The organism is Nitrosomonas sp. ANs5 (genome assembly GCF_050584665.1).
Lineage (GTDB): Bacteria > Pseudomonadota > Gammaproteobacteria > Burkholderiales > Nitrosomonadaceae > Nitrosomonas.
Window position 1 is genome coordinate 1 of sequence record NZ_JBEUDO010000004.1, and the last position, 17,885, is coordinate 17,885.

The following is a 17,885-nucleotide window of genomic DNA, read 5'->3' on the forward strand; positions in this document are numbered from 1 at the left end:
TCTCCTAGGCTGCCTGGCACTGTGTACTGGAGAATGAAGTGAACATGGCTCGAATAGTGGCGATTTTGATGGTCGGGCATACGGATGAGGCGGCTGGGCGGGTGCGTGAACGGCTGGGGCAAGATGGGCTGTTGGTCACGGTGCGTTGTGTTGCGGCACCGGAAAATCTGATGGATGTGTTGCAGGAACGAGCATGGGATGTGGTGTTGACTGATGACCGGCCGGATATGCGCGCCGAGCAGGTGCTGGCGCTGGTGTCGAGGCAGGTGATGGATATTCCGGTGGTCGCCCTGGTTTCCCACGACGATGATCTGGCGGCGGCGCGCTTACTGATGGCCGGGGCGCGGGATTTTTTATTGACCAGCAGTCTCACGCGCCTGACGCCGGCGATACGTTATTGTTTGCAACAGCATGAACGGCTGCAGGATTTTCATGCCACCCAGCTGGCGCTGGAAAAGAGCGAGATACGTTTTCGTGCGATCGCTTCCAATTTGCCCGGGCTGGTGTTCCAGTGTGTGCTGGAGGCGGATGGCGAAATTGCCTTTCCTTATGTGAGCGAGGGCTGCAAGGCATTGCTCGGCCTGGCGCCGGATATTCTACGGGCGCGGCCGGCCAAGTTCGCCGAATTGATTCTGGCCGAGGATGTGGCGGGCTACCGGCAATCGATGCAGGCTTCTGCCAGGCATTTTGTGGCCTGGAACTGGGAAGGGCGTATCCAGGCGCAGGGCGATACGGATATCAAATGGATCAGCCTGCGCGCCACGCCACGGCGTGCGCCACACGGTGGGGTGCTGTGGGAGGGAATCATGTTGAATATCACGCGCAACAAGCAAACGGAAATCGAAATCGCGCATTCGCGCGCCCAGCTGGCGGAATTGGTCGCCTATTCGCAGAAGGCGAAGGAGCAGGAGCGCGCCCGGATCGCACGCGAAATTCACGATGAAATCGGCGGAATCTTGACCGCGATCAAATGTGAGCTGGTGCCTTGCATGGATAATAGCGAGCGGGCGGCCGCGTTTTACCGCAACAAAGCCGCTGCGATCGAAACTTTGATCGATATGGTGATCGACAGCACACGCCGCATCGCGCTCGATTTGCGGCCGGGGATTCTCGATTGTGGGATTTTGCCAGCGGTGCGGTGGCAGGCACGGGAGTTCAGCAAGCATACCGGGGTCGCCTGTTTTGTGGTGTGCGAGTCGGAGGAAATTGCGCTGGACGGGGATTTGGCGGTGGCGGTTTTCCGGATCTTTCAGGAGGCGCTGACCAACGTCGCCAGGCATGCCGGGGCATCCGAGGTGCGGGTCAGGCTGGCGGAGACGGCTGGCTGCATGTATTTGGAGGTTGCCGATAACGGCCGCGGGATTACCCGGCCGGAGTTGGAGAAAGTGGAGTCATTCGGCATCAAAGGCATGCGCGAGCGCTGTCAGCAGCTCGGCGGGCGGTTTCATATCCAAGGGCAGCCGAAAGCGGGCACCGAGGTGATGATCTGGATTCCGGTCGAAAGCCGGGCATCCTGCCCGCCTGAAATGCCAGCGGAATGAATTGGTATGGCATACTGCCATCTCAGCAGGATTAAGGGTTGCAACCATGATAAGGGTGATGATTACCGATGATCACGCGATTGTACGCCAGGGACTGAAGCAGATTCTGAGCGAGACCGGCGATATCAGCGTGACAGGGGAGGCCGAAACCGGTTTCCAGGCAATCAAGATTGTGCGCCAGCAGGCATTCGATGTGTTGCTGCTGGATATATCACTGCCTGACCGCAACGGCATCGAAGTGCTCAAGCAGATCAGGAAGGACCGGCCGGGCCTGGCGGTGCTGATGTTGAGCATGCACAACGAGAATGAATTTGCGGTCCGCGCGCTGCGGGCGGGCGCGGCCGGTTATCTGAACAAGCAAAGTGCGCCCGCGCAGTTGGTGACCGCCATCCGCCAGGTTGCGGACGGGCACAAATACATTACCCTGGCGCTGGCCGAGGAACTGGCCAATGCCATCACCACCGGCACCGACCAGCCGTTGCATGCCGCGCTATCCGACCGGGAATATCAGACATTGTGCATGATCGCCTCCGGCAAGGGTCTGACCGAAATTTCCGAAGAAATGTGTTTAAGCCCCAAAACCGTCAGCGTATACCGCTCCCGCCTGATGGAAAAACTGAAACTCTCCAACAACAGCGAACTGATTCGTTACGCAATCAGACATCACCTGGTCGATTGAGCATTGTCACGCGGCAAGGTGTAGCCGTTGCTGTCCTGTGACTGGGATTGAGGGAACCACGAATAACAAAATTCACCTCGATTGCGTTCCACCCTTAGCCAGGCAAAGATCGTAGCCAAACCCAGACGATTATCAGTAAACTGCCACATAGAGAAAAACGACAATCCAAACCACGAATGGGCACGAATACACACGAATAATGAAAGCCACTTCGATTGTGTTTCATTCGTAATTGGGCCGGTTGTCGCGCATTTACCCTGCCGCATGACAAAACTCAACCCATGTGAGCATTACCACTTAATTATTCGTGTTAATTCGTGTCCATTCGTGGTTAGGTTTTAGTTGTATGGGCGCGAAGGCGCATGAATGGCCTTGGTTATTTCGCTTGGATGGGCTGCCTGGGTGTTGCCGCCGCCCGGCTTGGGCATGACACAATAAAAAGCGCGTTTTCTCCTCATAGTTCCCACTTTTGAATCGGCCGGATGCTGTTAATCTGCCCCTCTCGGCAGGCATTCTATTGGGAAGTTCCTTTGATTCTTTTCAATCTGTATTCCGTAGAGGGCTGCCGGAATGACTCTGGCGATGGTATAACTTGGAAGGGGCGCGCATGCGAACTTCAGATGAAAATAAATCACTGCGGCTGGTCGGGTCCTCGAACGCCGGCAAGCGCAAGACGAAGCGTGAGGACGCACATCAGTCGACACCTGGTGTCGAGGCCTATTATCAGCATGTCGAATACTATGCGCAACGGATACGTGACAGCAGCGAGGGCGCTGAAGGTGTCGAGTCCCAGGAAACCGCGCTGGCCGACAGTTACGATCAGCGCCATGGCAACGATTTGTACCATGCTCAGGAGCAGTTGCGACTGGCCGAAAAAAGAATCGAATCGCTCAAATTCGAACTGGAGCAGCTACGGGAGCAGGTGCATACCGATCCAATGACGGGAGCTTTCAACCGGCGGGGATTGAGCACCGTTTTCCTGCGCGAGGCCGCGCGGGCCGATCGCAACGAAAATGCCTTGTGCGCGGTGGCAGTCGACCTGGATGATTTCAGTTGTATTAACTATCAGTATGGCTACCAGTTTGGTGATGCCGTCCTGATGCATTTTTCGAGAATTGCACGCACGTCCTTGCGGCCGAGCGATGTGGTGGCCCGTTACGGGGGCGAGGAGTTCATCATTCTGTTGCTCGATATCACGCCGGCATCGGCGGAGTGGGTGATGCAGCGCCTGCGTACCAATTTTTCCAAAAAACCGCTGTTGGATATGGAAGGTCTTCCGGTTACGGTCACTTTCAGTGCCGGTATCGCCTTGCGGCGATTTCACGAGAACCAGAATACAGTGATCGAGCGTGCCTATGAGGTACTCTATCTCGCCAAGCGATCCGGCAAGGACAGCATGAGGGTAGCGGCCGATAGCGACAAACTCTGATGCTCAATGTTTTTCTGGGCAGGCAGCCGATTCTGAATCGCAAACAGAATCTGGTCGCTTATGAATTGCTGTTCCGGGCGGGATCGGGTAACTCGGCACACATTATCAATGATGTTCAGGCTTCTGCTAATGTCGTGATCAACGCCTATGGCCAGCTCGGCATCCAGCGGGTGCTTGGCCGGCAGCGCGGTTTTATCAATATCAGCCGTGAGCTGTTGATGAGCGACACCCTCTTGCTATTGCCCGCCAGGCATGTCGTGCTCGAATTGCTGGAATCGATTTCGATCACCGAGGAGGTCGTGCAGCGTTGTCTTGAGCTGAAACGGCTGGGCTATCGGCTCGCGCTGGATGATGTGACCCAGGTCGATGACCAGATCAGATCATTGCTGCCGATCGTCAATGTGGTGAAAGTGGATGTGTTGGCGTTGACGGATGACGAGATCGAGAACGTGATTGAAACACTAAAGAATTGGCGGGTGACCCTGCTTGCCGAAAAAGTGGACAATCAGGCGCGGGCCAGGGCCTGCATGGCGATGGGTTTCGAGCTGTTTCAGGGCTATTATTTTGCCAAACCCGAGATCGTGAAGGGTAAGCAGATAGAACCGGCCAAGCTTTCTCTTCTGGAATTGCTGGCACTGGTGACGCAGGATGGGGAAATCGATGGTGTCGAGCAGCTGCTCAAGCGCCAGCCAGGTTTGAGCTATAACTTGTTGCGCATGGTCAATTCCGTGGCAGCTTCGTTGCCGCACAAAATCGGTTCCATACGACAGGCGGTGATGGTGCTGGGTTATCGCCAGTTGCAAAGGTGGGTGCAATTGCTTTTGTTTGCCTCCAATGCTTCCGATGGCGGGATGTCCAATGCGCTCATGCAGATAGCTGCCGTGCGTGGCAAGTTGATGGAATCGATTGCTGCCATTGACCGTCCTGATGACAGAAATTATCAGGACCGGGCTTTCATGACGGGCATCATGTCCTTGCTGGATGCGTTATTCGGTATCGATATCCGGCAGATCGTGGATAAGCTGCAGATACCGGATGAAATCATACAGGCGTTGTTATATCGTGAAGGCCGATTCGGTCAACTCTTGCACTTGATCGAGGCCAGCGAAAAAGGGGACGGGGCGCAAGTTGGGGCGATCCTGACCGAGCTGGATTTTCTGGATATGCCAAGCCTGCGCCAAGCAGAGCTCGGTGCATTGAAATGGGCCAGTCATATCAATCAGCAGGCGTCGTCTACTCATAAATAGCGCAGTGTGGCTTATTTTGATAACCGCGAATGATTAAGTGGCGGCGCTCATGGGTTGAGTTTTGTCATGCGGCAAGGTGAAACCGTTGCTGCCCCTGTGACCGGGATTGAGAGAACCACGAATGGACACGAATACACACGAATGATTGAGTGGTGACACTCACATGGATTGAGTTTTGCCATGGAGCAGGGCAAATACGTGATAACCGGCCAAATTACGGGTGAAGCACAATCGAAGCGGTTTTCATTATTCGCGTGCATTGGTGTGTATTCGTGGTTATCCCGGCCCCATTCCGCATCGCGCTGGATTGCTTCGCTGCGCTCGCAAAGACGGCTGTGGTGGATGTGTCCACCGCATCCACCACAGCCACCGTCCTGGCGAGGCCCGCAGGGCCGTGGCCATCCAGCAGCTATCCGTACCCCGCCATCCACCCGCCGCTCGCCCATCGTATCCGTTCGTGGTTGACGTGCCTTTCGCAGTGGTGCTTGCTTTACGGCGATGATGTTGTTTGTTTGGGAGTGGAAGCGCCGCTAATAACCATCCTTAAGTTGTGGTTATTATGTATTTGGACTGGGCGTATATTGCCTCTGGCCTGCAAAAAAGGCTGTGGTAGATAGTCTATTTCGATGTTTGTCAACTAGAAACGGCAAATAATGGCTGAATTGGGTGCCGCTTTTGCTTCCCTTGTCAAAAATTCTGGGTTAGAATCCTTCTCAGCTTTATGGGTTTTTTCACAAAAGGTAAACGCATAAGGTGGTATTGCCGGGCATCTGAGCTGAGATAAATACAGTTTCCCGGGCGAATGGGAGTTTATCCAAAAAGGGATAAAAACATTTAATTATATTAGGAGGATAAAGCATGGGATACAATGACGCGGCAACAACTCAAAGAGAAGAATCCAAAGAAAAAGAAGCTTGGAAAGTGACCATCGTTACTACCATTGCGTTTATCGTGATCGGCTTCATGATCTGGAGCACCGGCATGGGTGGTAAGTACTAATATTTTTTTGTTGCCCTGAAGACTTGATGAATTGTAACGAAAAAGAGTATTTTATTGGTCTGGGTGGATGATTGAGAACAGGTCAACTGGTTTAATATCATGAAGCCAATTCAGGATTAATGTGAATACTTGTTTTAAGGAGATATAAGAAATGGGTTATGACGAGGAAACGACAAGAAGAGAAGAGGCTAAGGAAAAAGAAGCCTGGAAAGTCGCTATTGGCGCAACTATTGCGTTCATTGTGATCGGATTCTTGATCTGGTCTACCGGCATGGGCGGTAAATATTAACCTTTTTCTTGATTGTCCTGATAAGTTTATGAGTCAAGACTGAGAAGGGTGTTTTATCATTAGGGGTCTGTGACCAGTGGTTATGCTTGCTGGTTACAGACCCCTGAGAACATGTTTTGTTGTTTTATTGTTTTATGTAAAGGAGAGTATGAAGCATGGGTTATGATGAAGAAACTACAAAAAGAGAAGAAGCCAAGGAAAAAGAGGCATGGAAAGTCGCTATCGTCGCTACGGTAGGCTTTATCATCCTCGGCTATTTCATCTGGGGCTTCGGATTGGGCGGTAAATACTAATCATATCTACCGTTTTATACTCAACGGCCGGACGTTCTGACAGAATCTCCGGCCGTTGTTTTATTTGGAGCCAAGGAGGCTGTCCGAGAATAGACTGATCTACTGCGGACGAGCCTGATTGGCTGGATTTTACGATCCTTTTCGTTAAATAGAACGACTATTCGCCTCAAATGATCGAAAAATCCAACTCAATCAGCCTCGCCCTCGCTACGATCGCTATTCTCGGACAGCCTCCTGGAAATTCAACCAGGCTCACCTGAATTTTCCATCTGGCACGGATTGCCTGTCATCTTTTGTGGGTCGACCCACATGTCGAACTGTTCTGCCGTAACATAACCGAGCGCGATAGCCGCGGTTTTCAGTGTCGTCCCCTCGCGGTAAGCCTTTTTGGCGATTTCTGCCGCCTTGTCATAGCCAATATGGGGGTTGAGGGCGGTGACCAGCATCAGTGAATCATGCATCAGTTGTTCGATTCGGGTGTGATTGGCGCTGATGCCGTGTGCGCAATGGGCGTTGAAACTCTCCATGCCGTCTGCCAGCAGCCGTGTGCTCTGGAGGAAATTGTGAATGATCAGTGGCTTCATGGCATTGAGCTCAAAATTGCCCATGGCGCCGCCGAAATTGATCGCGACATCGTTGCCCATGACCTGACAGGCCAGCATGACCAGCGCTTCCGATTGGGTCGGGTTGACCTTGCCTGGCATGATTGAGCTGCCTGGTTCATTCTCAGGGATGCGGATCTCGCCAATACCGCAACGCGGCCCGGAGGCCAGCCAGCGAATATCGTTTGCAATCTTGATCAATGCGGCGGCCAGGGTTTTGAGCGCGCCATGGCCGTGCACTAGCGCGTCATGGGCCGCCAGTGCCTCGAATTTGTTGGGCGCGGTCACGAATGGATGGCCGCTGAGGCGGGCGATCTCGGCGGCGGTGCGGGTAGCGAATTCCGGATGAGTGTTGAGGCCGGTGCCGACCGCGGTGCCGCCCAGCGCCAGTTCGAGCAGATGGGGCATGGCGGCTGCCAGGTGGGCCAGGCTGTGGTCCAGCTGGGAGACATAGCCGGAGAATTCCTGCCCCAGGGTCAGCGGGGTGGCGTCCTGTAAATGAGTGCGGCCAATCTTGACGATATTTGCGAATGCCTCGGCTTTGGCGGCGAGGGTTGTGCGCAGCGTCTCGAGCGCGGGCATCAGTTGTTCGCGCACCGCGATGACTGCCGCCACATGCATGGCTGTCGGAAACACGTCGTTGGATGATTGCCCTTTGTTGACATGGTCGTTGGGGTGAACCTTGCGTGCGGCACCACGCCCGCCGCCGAGAATTTCGGAAGCCCGGTTGGCCAGCACTTCGTTCATGTTCATGTTGGTCTGCGTGCCGGAACCGGTTTGCCAGACAACCAGCGGAAATTCACTCGCGTGTTGGCCGGCCAGGATTTCATCGGTGGCCTGGATGATTGCCCGGGCGATCTCATCTTCCAGCAGCCCCAGGTCACGGTTGGCGCTGGCCGCCGCGCGTTTGACTACGGCCAGGGCATGAATCAGGGCAGGCGGCATGCGCTCGCCCGAGATCCTGAAATTGTCCAGCGAGCGCTGGGTTTGCGCGCCCCATAATACATTTGTGGGCACTTTTACGCTGCCCATGGCGTCATGTTCTTCGCGATATTGATCTATAGTCATGGTTGGCTGAATTATTGATATCGGTATGCGCGACGGCTAGCCGCGGGTATTCGATTGCTGATCGAATGCCTCGAGAAATACCGGCAGCTGCGGTTGCCAGCCTTTTTTGCGGTGTTCCGCCACGACGTTGGTGAAAATGCCGCCCCGGACATAAAATTTTGAGGTCAGGCGCATGAAACGGGGTTTCAGCACCGCTACCAGGTCGTCCAGTATCTGGTTGGTGACCGCCTCATGGAAAGCGCCTTCATCACGATAGGACCAGATGTAAAGCTTGAGGCTTTTGAGCTCGATGCATTTTTTATCCGGAATATAATCAAGCGTCAGCCTTGCGAAGTCTGGCTGTCCGGTTTTAGGACACAGGCAAGTGAATTCGGGAATTTCCATGTGAATCCGGTAATCGCGCGTGCGGACGGGGTTGTCGAAAGTTTCCAGGTTCCTGGAAGGCCGGGTGGAGGTTGATTTTTCAGTTTTTTCCATAGCAGATAAATCGTTTAGAATAGGCGGCTAACCGAAATTATAACCTTTTGCCTATCCAAATTGCGCCTGACCGAAATCAAACTTGCGGGTTTCAAGTCGTTTGTTGATCCCACCGTTATCCCTGTTCCCGGTAATTTAGTCGGCATCGTCGGGCCCAATGGTTGTGGCAAGTCCAACGTGATCGACGCGGTGCGCTGGGTGCTGGGGGAGTCGCGCGCCTCGGCCTTGCGCGGCGAATCCTTGCAGGATGTCATCTTCAACGGTTCAGCCAAGCGCAAACCGGTCGGGCGCGCGAGTGTCGAGCTGGTGTTCGATAACAGTGCCGGCAAGGTGGCGGGTCAGTGGGGGACCTATAATGAGATCTCGATCAAGCGCGTCATGCAGAAAGAGGGCGAGTCGGCCTATTACATCAACAACATCCATGTGCGCCGCCGTGATGTAGCGGATATCTTTCTCGGAACCGGCGTCAGCGGACGCGGTTATGCCATCATCGAGCAAGGCATGATTTCCCGAATCATTGAGGCCAAGCCACAGGAGTTGCGCACTTTCCTTGAAGAAGCGGCGGGCATTTCAAAATACCGGGAACGGCGTCATGAAACCGAGCTGCGTTTGAACGATGCGCGCGGCAATCTGTTGCGCCTGGATGATATCCTCGAAGAACTGGAACAACAGTCACATCATCTGGCCGCGCAAGGGGAAGTGGCATTGCGCTACCAGGACATGCACCGTCAGTTGTCAGCCTCGCAGTGCGCGTTGTGGTCGTTGCGCAAGCGGCAGGCCGAGGCCCAGCGGCTCAAGGCACAGGCAGACATCGAACAGCTGACCCAGGAATTGGCCGATTTGCAAACTGGCCTGCAGCAAACGGTCGTGCAACTGGATGAATGCCGCGCACAACAACGGACGGTGAACGACCGGCAGCATCGGATCCAGGGGGAGTTATACGCCGCCGATGGCGAAATTGGCCGCATAGAACAGAATATCCGGCATATGCGTGAAAATCGGGAACGTCTGGTTCAGCAGATTGCCCAGGCGGCCCACCGGTTGCAGGAGCATGAACAGCAGGCGGATCAAATGCTCGATGATCTGGCGGCATGGCGGGACAAGCTGGAACAGGCGAGTGAATACCACGCTGTTTGTGCCGAGAAGCATGCGTTCGAGGCCGGGCAACTGCCGCAGCAGGAGGCGGTTGCCCGCACCGATCAGGCCCATTTGTCAAAATTGCGGGAGGCATTGGCGCTGGCGCGCCAGAACGAGAAATTGCAACAGAATCAGCTTGCCCATGCCGAGAAAACCCTGCAACAGCTGACGCTGCGCCAGCAACGTTTGCTGGATGAGCAGCGCGATCAGCCTGTGATCGAGCAGGAACGCCTGACCACGTTGCAACAGGCGAACAGCGAGCTGGCTGCGGCGCTGGAAGCGCGCCAGCAGTCGCTGCAGGTGCAGGAAACGCGGCTGGATGCTGCGCAACAGGAGAAAGAGGTGGCTCTGCAGGCGGTGCAGGCGCTGCAGCGGGAGATGACACAAGCCAAGGCGCAGCATGATGCCTTGCAGCGGTTGCAGTGCCAGCTGGAAAGTGATCAGGATCTGAATGCCTGGGTGGCGGGGCATCAGCTGGATGCGCTGCCGCGTTTATGGCAGCAGATAGGGGTGGCGGATGGCTGGGAAAACGCGTTGGAGGCGATTCTGCGCGAACGTATCCAGGCGGTGAGCGTGGACCGGCTGGAGCAGGCGCTGGACTGGGAGGCGCAGCGCCCCCCCGGCAAGTGGTCTGCCTGCGAATGCCCGCCGGCATCGGGCCAGTCATCACCCGGCACGCAGGTCGCACCCGCCACTGACCGGCCATGGCAGCCGCTCGGCGCGCTGTTGCACTACCGCAATCCAGCGATTCGGCCTGTGCTGGAAAGCTGGCTGTATGGCGTGTTCACGATCGACAGCATGGCGGCCGGTCTGCGGGACAGAATGCAGCTGGCGCCTAGGGAGATGCTGATCACAGCCGAAGGACATAGCCTGACCCGTCACAGTGTGAGCTATTTTGCGCCCGATTCCGTTTTGCATGGCGTGTTGTCGCGCCAACAGGAAATTGAGCGGTTGGCGGCAGTGCATGAGGAACTCGAGCAATCGCTGCTGGCCAAACAGGCTGCATTCGCACAGGTCGAGCAGGATTGCCGGGATATCGCCAGCGAAATGGCGCAGACGCGTGCTGAAATTGAACAGCTTAGGAACCAGCTGCACCAGCAACAATTGCAAAGCGTGCAGCTGGCGCAGCAGAACGAACGCTTGACTCAACGGCGGCAGCAATTGGAAACGGAGCTGGCCGAGCTGGCGCTGCAACACGCGGAAGAATCGTCACAGCAGCAACAAGTGGCAATCGATCTGGCCGCTTATGCCGAGGAGAAAGCGGCGCTGGAGGAACAGGTGGAGCGGGCGGAGGCGGCCTGTCAGGCCTCCGGACAGGCCCTGGCGGCGCAGCGTTCACTGGTCGAGCGTCTGGCGCATGAATTGCGTGAAGCCGCTTTCAACGAACAGAACTGCCACGACAAAATTGCCGATTGTGAGCAGCGTACCGAGATGATCGTGCAAAACAAAGCGGATATCGCCGACACCCTGCAAAAACTCGAGCAATCGCAAGCGGGGTTTGATGAATCGGTGCTGCTTGCCGACCTGGAGCACTGGCAGGCGCAGCGCGCGCAACATGAGCAGATGCTGGGCGCTGTGCGCAATGAGTTGGAAACCATCGATCGCACGCTGATCGAAACCGAGCAGGTGCGAATGCAGACTGAACAGCGGTTGCATCCATGCCGGGAAGCGATCAATCAGGCGCGCCTGAAAGAACAGGAAGCCAGTCTGACAGTGGCCCAGTTTGCCGATAAACTGGTGGAATCTACGCTGGATGAACAGGAAGTGATGCAGCAACTGGGCCATGAACCGCAGACCAAGCTGCAGAATCGTATCAACCGCCTCACTCAGGAGATCGCCGCGCTCGGTCCGGTCAATCTGGCCGCCTTGCAGGAGCTGGAAGCCTTGCAGGCGCGCCGGACGCATCTCGATGAGCAGTCGCAGGATTTGCGCGCGGCGATCGAGTCCCTGGAAAATGCCATTCGCCAGATCGACCGCGAGACCCGTGAACGTTTGCAGGAAACATTCAATCAGGTGAATGGCAATCTGGTCGAATTGTTTGCCTCCGTCTTCGGTGGCGGCCATGCAGGCCTGGTGCTCGGCGGCGAGGATATTCTGGATGCTGGCGTGCAACTGTATGCGCACCCGCCTGGCAAACGGAACAGTTCCATTCATTTGCTATCCGGTGGGGAAAAAGCGCTCACGGCGCTGGCACTGGTTTTCTCGCTGTTTAAGTTGAATCCCGCGCCATTCTGCCTGCTGGATGAGGTCGACGCGCCACTGGATGATAGCAATTCAACGCGTTTTTGCGACCTGGTCAAGCGCATGGCGGGAGAAACGCAGTTTCTGTTCATCAGTCACAACAAAATTACGATGCAAATGGCGCAGCAGTTGGTGGGTGTGACCATGCGTGAACAGGGCGTTTCCCGGGTGGTCACAGTCGATATCGACACAATGGCGGGAGTCGATCAGGAGGCTGAACATGCTTGAGATTTTTTACGGGCTATACTTATAGGGCTCGTTAATAAATAACTTGGGCATACGTTGTTACGTATTCAGGAAAGATGCAAGGCGCGAGGCGAAGCCGAATGGTCGTTCCATTCGCAAGCCTCGCAACGCAGCAGATGCCCGAATACGCAACAACCCTTCGGGCTGGGGTCGCTTTTGGCGCATACCGGCGTTGCAAGCCACTTGTTGTGAATGACACAACGGCGTGACTTGCGCCTTGGTCTGCGCCAAAATCGCCCCCAGCATATGCTCAAGTTATTCATTAACGAGCCCTTAAGCAGGGCTAGAAAGATTATAATCGTGCACGGAGGGAGACAAAGCTTATGAGCGATTTGCAGATCAGTCTGATTATTATCGGTGTTGTGGTGATTGCCGGTGTCGTGGTATTCAACCAGATACAACAGGCGCGCTACCATCGCAAAGTGCGGGATGCATTCAAGAATGAACATGACGATGCCTTGCTGAGCGAACACAAGCCGCTCGCGAAAAATGAACGCATCGAGCCGCAATTCAATGAGGATATTCTACCGGCCCGGGTTGACGAGATCGCGCCAGCGGTCCCGCCGCCGGTGAGTCAGCCCAAGACAACGGCCGAGGCAGTCGAGCACGAAGCACCCGCATCGGCCCAGTCGACCCATTTCGATAACAAAATTTATTACATCGTGGATATTCGTGCACATGCCCCGATCCCGCACGAGAAACTCATGGATCTGCTGCAGCAGAAGTTCGATTTTGGCAAGCCTGTCCATTGGCATGGGCAGACCCAGGACGGGCAGGCATGGGAAGAGATTACCCTTGAAAATGCGGGCAGCCATGGCAGCTATGGACAATTGAAGGGGTGCCTGCAACTGGCCGATCGTTCCGGACCGGTCAGCGAGATCAATTTATCGCGCTTTCGTGACATGGTGGAGGATTTTGCCGCGCAAGTCATGGCGGAGGCTGATTGTCCCGAAATCACCAAGGTGCATGACGAGGCGGTTTTGCTGGATCGATTCTGTGCCGATGTAGATGTGATCATGGGTGTCAATATCATCAGTAAGGATGGTGGGGCTTTCGTGGGTACCAAAATTCGTGCATTGGCCGAAGCTTCCGGTTTCAGGCTTGAATCCGAGGGGGTATTCAAGTACCGGGACAGCGAGACCAACAATGTCTTGTTTTCGCTGGCCAACTTTGAATCGACACCGTTCTCGCCTTCCAATATGCGCACACTCGCTACCCATGGCGTCACTTTTCTGCTCGATGTGCCAAGAGTGGCAAACGGCGAAAAAGTATTCGACCAGATGGCCCATATCGCCAGGCTTTTTTCTTCGACCCTGAACGGTATTCTGGTAGACGATAATCGGGTGCCGCTAAGTGATAACGCGGTGACACGAAGCAGACAAAAGGTGGCCCATATCCAGTCGATCATGGCCACCCGAGATATTCCGGCCGGAAGCGAAGCGGCCCTGAAATTGTTCGATTGACCCATTTAATTAAAAATCACAAGGAGAGCGTAATGAGCGAGTCAGGTTCGAGCCAGAAATTTTCCCCGATCCAGGTTCAATTGGAAGCAGGCAAACAATACTACTGGTGTCGATGCGGTCTGAGTAAATCACAACCCTTCTGCGATGGCTCCCACAAGGGCACCGACCTGACCCCGCTGGCTTTTACCGCTGAGGAGAGCAAGTCAGCCTGGCTTTGCACCTGTAAAAAAACAAGTAATGCGCCGTTCTGTGATGGGACGCATAACAAGTTGTAATGTTTGACAATGCGTAGGGTGCGCTTGCGCACCGTCAAACATCGGTCATTGCCAGTCAGCTGTCACATAGACAAAAACCGGTGCGTAGGCGCACCCACAAATCAAACCACGAATGGACACGAATACACACGAATGATTGGGCGGTAACGCTCTCATGGGTTGAGTTTGTCATGCGACGGGGTAAAGGTGCGATAACCGGTTAAATTACGGTTAAAACACAACCGAAGTGGTTTTCATTATTCGTGTGTATTCGTGTCTATTCGTGGTTACTGCGGCTGGACTGGAATCAGTTGTTTTTTTCTTCTTCGGCAGCGATTTCTTTCACTTGCCGCAGGCGCGCTTCTAAGCTCGACAATTGATAGAAATCCTGATGTTTTTGGCGGGATGCGATCTGGAGTTGTTCGATTGCCGCACGCAGTTTGCCTTCGCGTATGAGCGCTTCGGCTTCGGCTCGGTGTTGCGAGAAAGCATTGCCAAGGGCGGCATGGCATTGCGCTTCCAGCCGGTACAGCCTGACATCATCTTGGATGAATTGCGATTGGCTTCTGATGAAGTCGAGTGCGGCTTGTGCTTGACCGTGCTTGAGCAGGGCGTCGGCATAATCGTAAATGAGTGCGCGATATTGCGGATAGGTCTGGAGTGCGGTTTGGTAAAGATTGAGCGCATCATCAATTTGCCCGTTCTTCAGCTTGACGCGTGCTGCCAGCGTTTCGATCATCGCGCCTGATTGCAAATAATTGCCGCTGACCCGGACGGGCTTGCCCAGGCGGTGGTCCTTGAGCGACTCGGCAGAGGGGTCGGATTGCATGGCACGGTACAGGGCATGCAGTTCCTTGTCGGCACGCTCGAACCGCTTTGCACGCAGCAGTGCATGTATCAGGCCGAAGCGCTCCGCTGTTTCGTTGAGGAAACGCCGGTCCTGCAGCCGGGCGTCAAATTCGTTGACCGTCTGGACAGGGTTGCCTTGGGACGCACGCAGCTTGGCGCGTACCAGGTGGAACTCAATGCTGTCGGGCACTTGGCGATAGCCTTGTTCGCGCGTGCGATTCTGAATGTCGGCAATACGTTCATGCGTGATCGGATGGGTTCTGAGGTATGAGGGTGCGCCGTTCTCGTAATAGCGGCTGGCATGTTGCATGCGCCCGAAAAAGGAGGCCATGCCATGTGGGTCAAAGCCGGCCTTGACCAGCATGTTGAATCCTACCCGGTCCGCTTCCTTCTCATGTTTGCGGGTGAAATTCAGTTGGGATTGTATGGCCCCGGCCTGGGCGGTGACCAGCGCCGCCTGGCCCGCCTGTGGGTTGGAGCGAGATGCGAGAATCGCGATCGCGAGCGCTGCAATTGAGGTGAGCATGCCGAAATATTGGTTGCCGGAAAGCATTCGCGCGAGGTGTTTCTGGGTGACGTGAGCGATCTCGTGTGCCATGACCCCCGCCAGCTCCGATTCATTCTGTGCCGCGATGATCAGACCGCTATTGAATCCCATGAATCCACCCGGTAACGCAAACGCATTGATCGTGGAATCATTCATGGCAAAAAAATTGAATGAGTGGTCGGAACCCATGCTACCGGAGGCGGCAATCAGCCGGCTACCCAGTCGGCTGAGGTAGTCGGCGATTTCCGGATCGTCCAGATAACTGGAATCGCTCCGGATCTGACGCATGATCTGCAGGCCGATTTGGCGTTCCTGACGCGGCGTGATGGTGGCTTGCGAGATATCCCCTAGGTCGGGTAGTTCGTGCCCGAAGATCTGGCTGGGAAACAGCAATGGTATAACAAGCATCAGATAATGGAGTTTCATGCCAATTTGATAGTTGCCTGCTGATCAAGTTCCTTCATCCCGTGAGACTATCTGGGAACACTCTTTTATACCAGTTGCTGCCATAGAATGAAAGCCATGCCGAAGTGGGGGGCTGGCGGCTCGACCGGGGCGTGTGATCAGTGACGGGTCTAGGAGGCTGTCCGAGAGTAGACTGATCTACTGCGGACGAGCCTCCTAGTGCTACGTTCCATCAAACCGCTTACATGAAATCGCGCCTTCGCCTGTCATGCGTTGTTGCAAATCCTCGCCATAGCTACGGCTATGACTGCGGTTTGCGCCTAGCCTGGCAGGCGAATCCATCGATTTCATTTGTAAGCTAATTGACGGAACGTAGTACTAGTACGGAAATGAGCAAGCCGCTTATGGAATGCCTGGGATCATTTGTGGTGCTTATCCGGTGGCTCTCCTTACCCTGCCACCTTGGCAAGCTGCAGCATACCCAAGCAATCAGGGAGTGACCGGCCGCATTTATTTTAGGAAGCGTGATGTCAGCGGGAAGCGCCAGGATTGGCCGAAGTCACGCCGGGTGATGCGTATGCCGGGCGCAGCCTGTCGACGCTTGTATTCGCTGGAATGAATCAGGCGCAGCACACGCTGGACCTCGTCTTCCGGGTAGCCCATGTTTGCGATGGCTTCCAGCGACATGCCTTGTTCGACATGTGCCGCGATGATTGCATCCAGTCTGTCATAGGGAGGCAGGCTGTCCTGATCGGTCTGGTTGGGACGTAATTCAGCCGAGGGTGGCCGCTGCAAAATGCGTTCGGGAATGATGGGCGAGATGTGGTTGCGGTGATAGCAAAGTTGATAGACCAGCGTTTTGCTGACATCCTTGAGTACCGATAAACCGCCGGCCATATCGCCATACAGTGTGCTGTAACCAACCGCTGTCTCGGATTTGTTGCTTGTGGTCAGCACCAGTAATCCATACTGATTGGCCAAAGCCATCAGCAGCGTGCCGCGTATGCGGGCCTGCAAATTTTCGGCTGTGGTGGGATTGCCGGGCGACGGGAAGGCTTCCAGTGCGGGACGTAGCGTTTGCAGGAAATTTTCGAACAAGGTGTCGATCGGAATTTCTTCGTGGTGTACACCCAGATTGCCTGCCATCTCGCGCGCATCCTGAATGCTGATGTCGATCGTATAGGGAGAAGACATCATGACGGTTCTGACTCGGTCGCTGCCGAGCGCATCCACCGCAATAGCCAGGACCAGCGCCGAGTCGATCCCGCCCGACAGACCGATCAGGACGCCTGGTATCCGGTTTTTTTCGATGAAATCCCGTACACCCAAACACAACGCCGAATAAATGCCAGTGATCCGGTCCTGCATCGGCGTGCAGGGACTGGGAATCAATTGATCATCCCTGATCTCGACCTGGCCGAGTTTTTCCTGAAAGGCGGGGAGCTGGTGTGTGACTTCGCCTTGGGTGTTGATCGCGAATGAGGCGCCATCGAATGCCAGTTCATCCTGTCCACCGACCAGGTTGACGTAGATCGCTGGTATGCCGGTGTGCAGAATGCCGGCGCGAACCTGCTGCTGGCGATTAGTCAGCTTGTCGAGGCGATAAGGGGAGGCGCTTAATATCAGCAATATCTGTGCGCCCATCTGCCGTGTCGATTGCAAATGTGGCAGATGCTGGCAATCCGCGCAGATTGCCAGACCAAAGGTGACGCCATCCTGTTCGAAAGTGCATGGCTGATCGCCCGCTTCGAAGTAGCGCTGGTCATTGAGCAGGCCATCGCTGGGTAGATGTCTTTTGTGGTAAGTGGCCAGGATGCGGCCTGCCTGGATGACGGATGCGGCGTTGTACAGTTTGCCGTCCAGATAAGCCGGATGCCCGACGACCAGCGTCATGTCATGGATCTGGGTGGCGAGACTGGCGAGTGCCTGCTGACAGGCCTGGATAAAGTCTGTCCGTAACAGCCAGTCCTGCGGGGGGTAACCGCATAGTGCCATTTCCGGCGTAACGACGAGTCCGGCACCGGCTTGCCTGGCCTGCTGGCAGGCGTGCAAAATTTTGGAGATATTTCCAGCCAGATCTCCTACCGTGCAGTTGAGCTGGGCGAGCGCGATGTTCACG

The 17,885-nt window shown here is 55.2% G+C and carries 14 protein-coding genes; 10 read left to right on the forward strand and 4 right to left on the reverse strand.

Annotated elements, in window-relative coordinates; genetic code table 11:
• The first annotated feature begins 44 nt into the window (after positions 1 to 44).
• From ABTW62_RS01695 to ABTW62_RS01725, 7 genes are all read left to right on the forward strand, one after another.
• Entirely contained in the window at positions 45 to 1,541 is a 1,497-nt protein-coding gene (locus tag ABTW62_RS01695; RefSeq protein WP_430902847.1) for an ATP-binding protein, read from the forward strand.
• A 46-nt stretch (positions 1,542 to 1,587) separates the two neighbouring features.
• Positions 1,588 to 2,220: a response regulator gene (locus tag ABTW62_RS01700; protein ID WP_430902848.1), complete on the forward strand. Its 633-nt coding sequence runs from the start codon at positions 1,588 to 1,590 to the stop codon at positions 2,218 to 2,220.
• A 607-nt stretch (positions 2,221 to 2,827) separates the two neighbouring features.
• Positions 2,828 to 3,649 carry a GGDEF domain-containing protein gene (locus ABTW62_RS01705; RefSeq protein WP_430902849.1) on the forward strand — a complete coding sequence of 274 codons (822 nt, stop codon included), beginning with the start codon at positions 2,828 to 2,830 and terminating at the stop codon, positions 3,647 to 3,649.
• Positions 3,649 to 4,896, forward strand: a complete 1,248-nt coding sequence (locus ABTW62_RS01710; RefSeq protein WP_430902850.1) for an EAL and HDOD domain-containing protein — start codon at positions 3,649 to 3,651, stop codon at positions 4,894 to 4,896. The genes ABTW62_RS01705 and ABTW62_RS01710 overlap by 1 nt, the downstream gene beginning before the upstream one ends.
• Before the next feature lie 858 nt (positions 4,897 to 5,754).
• Positions 5,755 to 5,895, forward strand: a complete 141-nt coding sequence (locus ABTW62_RS01715) for a hypothetical protein (RefSeq protein ID WP_430902851.1) — start codon at positions 5,755 to 5,757, stop codon at positions 5,893 to 5,895.
• 151 nt (positions 5,896 to 6,046) lie between these two features.
• Positions 6,047 to 6,184 carry a hypothetical protein gene (locus ABTW62_RS01720; protein ID WP_430902852.1) on the forward strand — a complete coding sequence of 46 codons (138 nt, stop codon included), beginning with the start codon at positions 6,047 to 6,049 and terminating at the stop codon, positions 6,182 to 6,184.
• 155 nt (positions 6,185 to 6,339) lie between these two features.
• Complete coding sequence (locus ABTW62_RS01725) at positions 6,340 to 6,477, forward strand: hypothetical protein (RefSeq protein WP_176974007.1); 138 nt, start codon at positions 6,340 to 6,342, stop codon at positions 6,475 to 6,477.
• A 242-nt stretch (positions 6,478 to 6,719) separates the two neighbouring features.
• On the opposite strand, the gene fumC is transcribed toward ABTW62_RS01725, so the two are convergent.
• Both fumC and queF read right to left on the reverse strand, forming a co-directional pair.
• Positions 6,720 to 8,147 (reverse strand): class II fumarate hydratase, encoded by a 1,428-nt coding sequence (gene fumC / locus ABTW62_RS01730; RefSeq protein ID WP_430902853.1) that lies wholly within the window; start codon positions 8,145 to 8,147, stop codon positions 6,720 to 6,722.
• 36 nt (positions 8,148 to 8,183) lie between these two features.
• The gene (queF, locus tag ABTW62_RS01735) at positions 8,184 to 8,624 is read right to left on the reverse strand and encodes a preQ(1) synthase (RefSeq protein ID WP_430902854.1); all 441 of its coding nucleotides are present in this window, start codon (positions 8,622 to 8,624) and stop codon (positions 8,184 to 8,186) included.
• Between the two features lie 60 nt (positions 8,625 to 8,684).
• On the opposite strand from queF, the gene smc reads away from it, so the two are divergent.
• The 3 genes from smc (at position 8,685) to ABTW62_RS01750 (ending at position 13,986) form a co-directional block, all read left to right on the forward strand.
• Entirely contained in the window at positions 8,685 to 12,230 is a 3,546-nt protein-coding gene (gene smc / locus ABTW62_RS01740; RefSeq protein WP_430902855.1) for a chromosome segregation protein SMC, read from the forward strand.
• Positions 12,231 to 12,571: 341 nt separating this feature from the next.
• Entirely contained in the window at positions 12,572 to 13,711 is a 1,140-nt protein-coding gene (locus tag ABTW62_RS01745; protein ID WP_430902856.1) for a cell division protein ZipA C-terminal FtsZ-binding domain-containing protein, read from the forward strand.
• A 32-nt stretch (positions 13,712 to 13,743) separates the two neighbouring features.
• Positions 13,744 to 13,986, forward strand: a complete 243-nt coding sequence (locus ABTW62_RS01750) for a CDGSH iron-sulfur domain-containing protein (protein ID WP_430902857.1) — start codon at positions 13,744 to 13,746, stop codon at positions 13,984 to 13,986.
• A gap of 286 nt (positions 13,987 to 14,272) precedes the next feature.
• On the opposite strand, the gene ABTW62_RS01755 is transcribed toward ABTW62_RS01750, so the two are convergent.
• Both ABTW62_RS01755 and ABTW62_RS01760 read right to left on the reverse strand, forming a co-directional pair.
• Entirely contained in the window at positions 14,273 to 15,787 is a 1,515-nt protein-coding gene (locus ABTW62_RS01755; protein ID WP_430902858.1) for a M48 family metalloprotease, read from the reverse strand.
• 489 nt (positions 15,788 to 16,276) lie between these two features.
• Positions 16,277 to 17,884 (reverse strand): NAD+ synthase, encoded by a 1,608-nt coding sequence (locus ABTW62_RS01760; protein ID WP_430902859.1) that lies wholly within the window; start codon positions 17,882 to 17,884, stop codon positions 16,277 to 16,279.
• Position 17,885 lies beyond the last annotated feature (1 nt).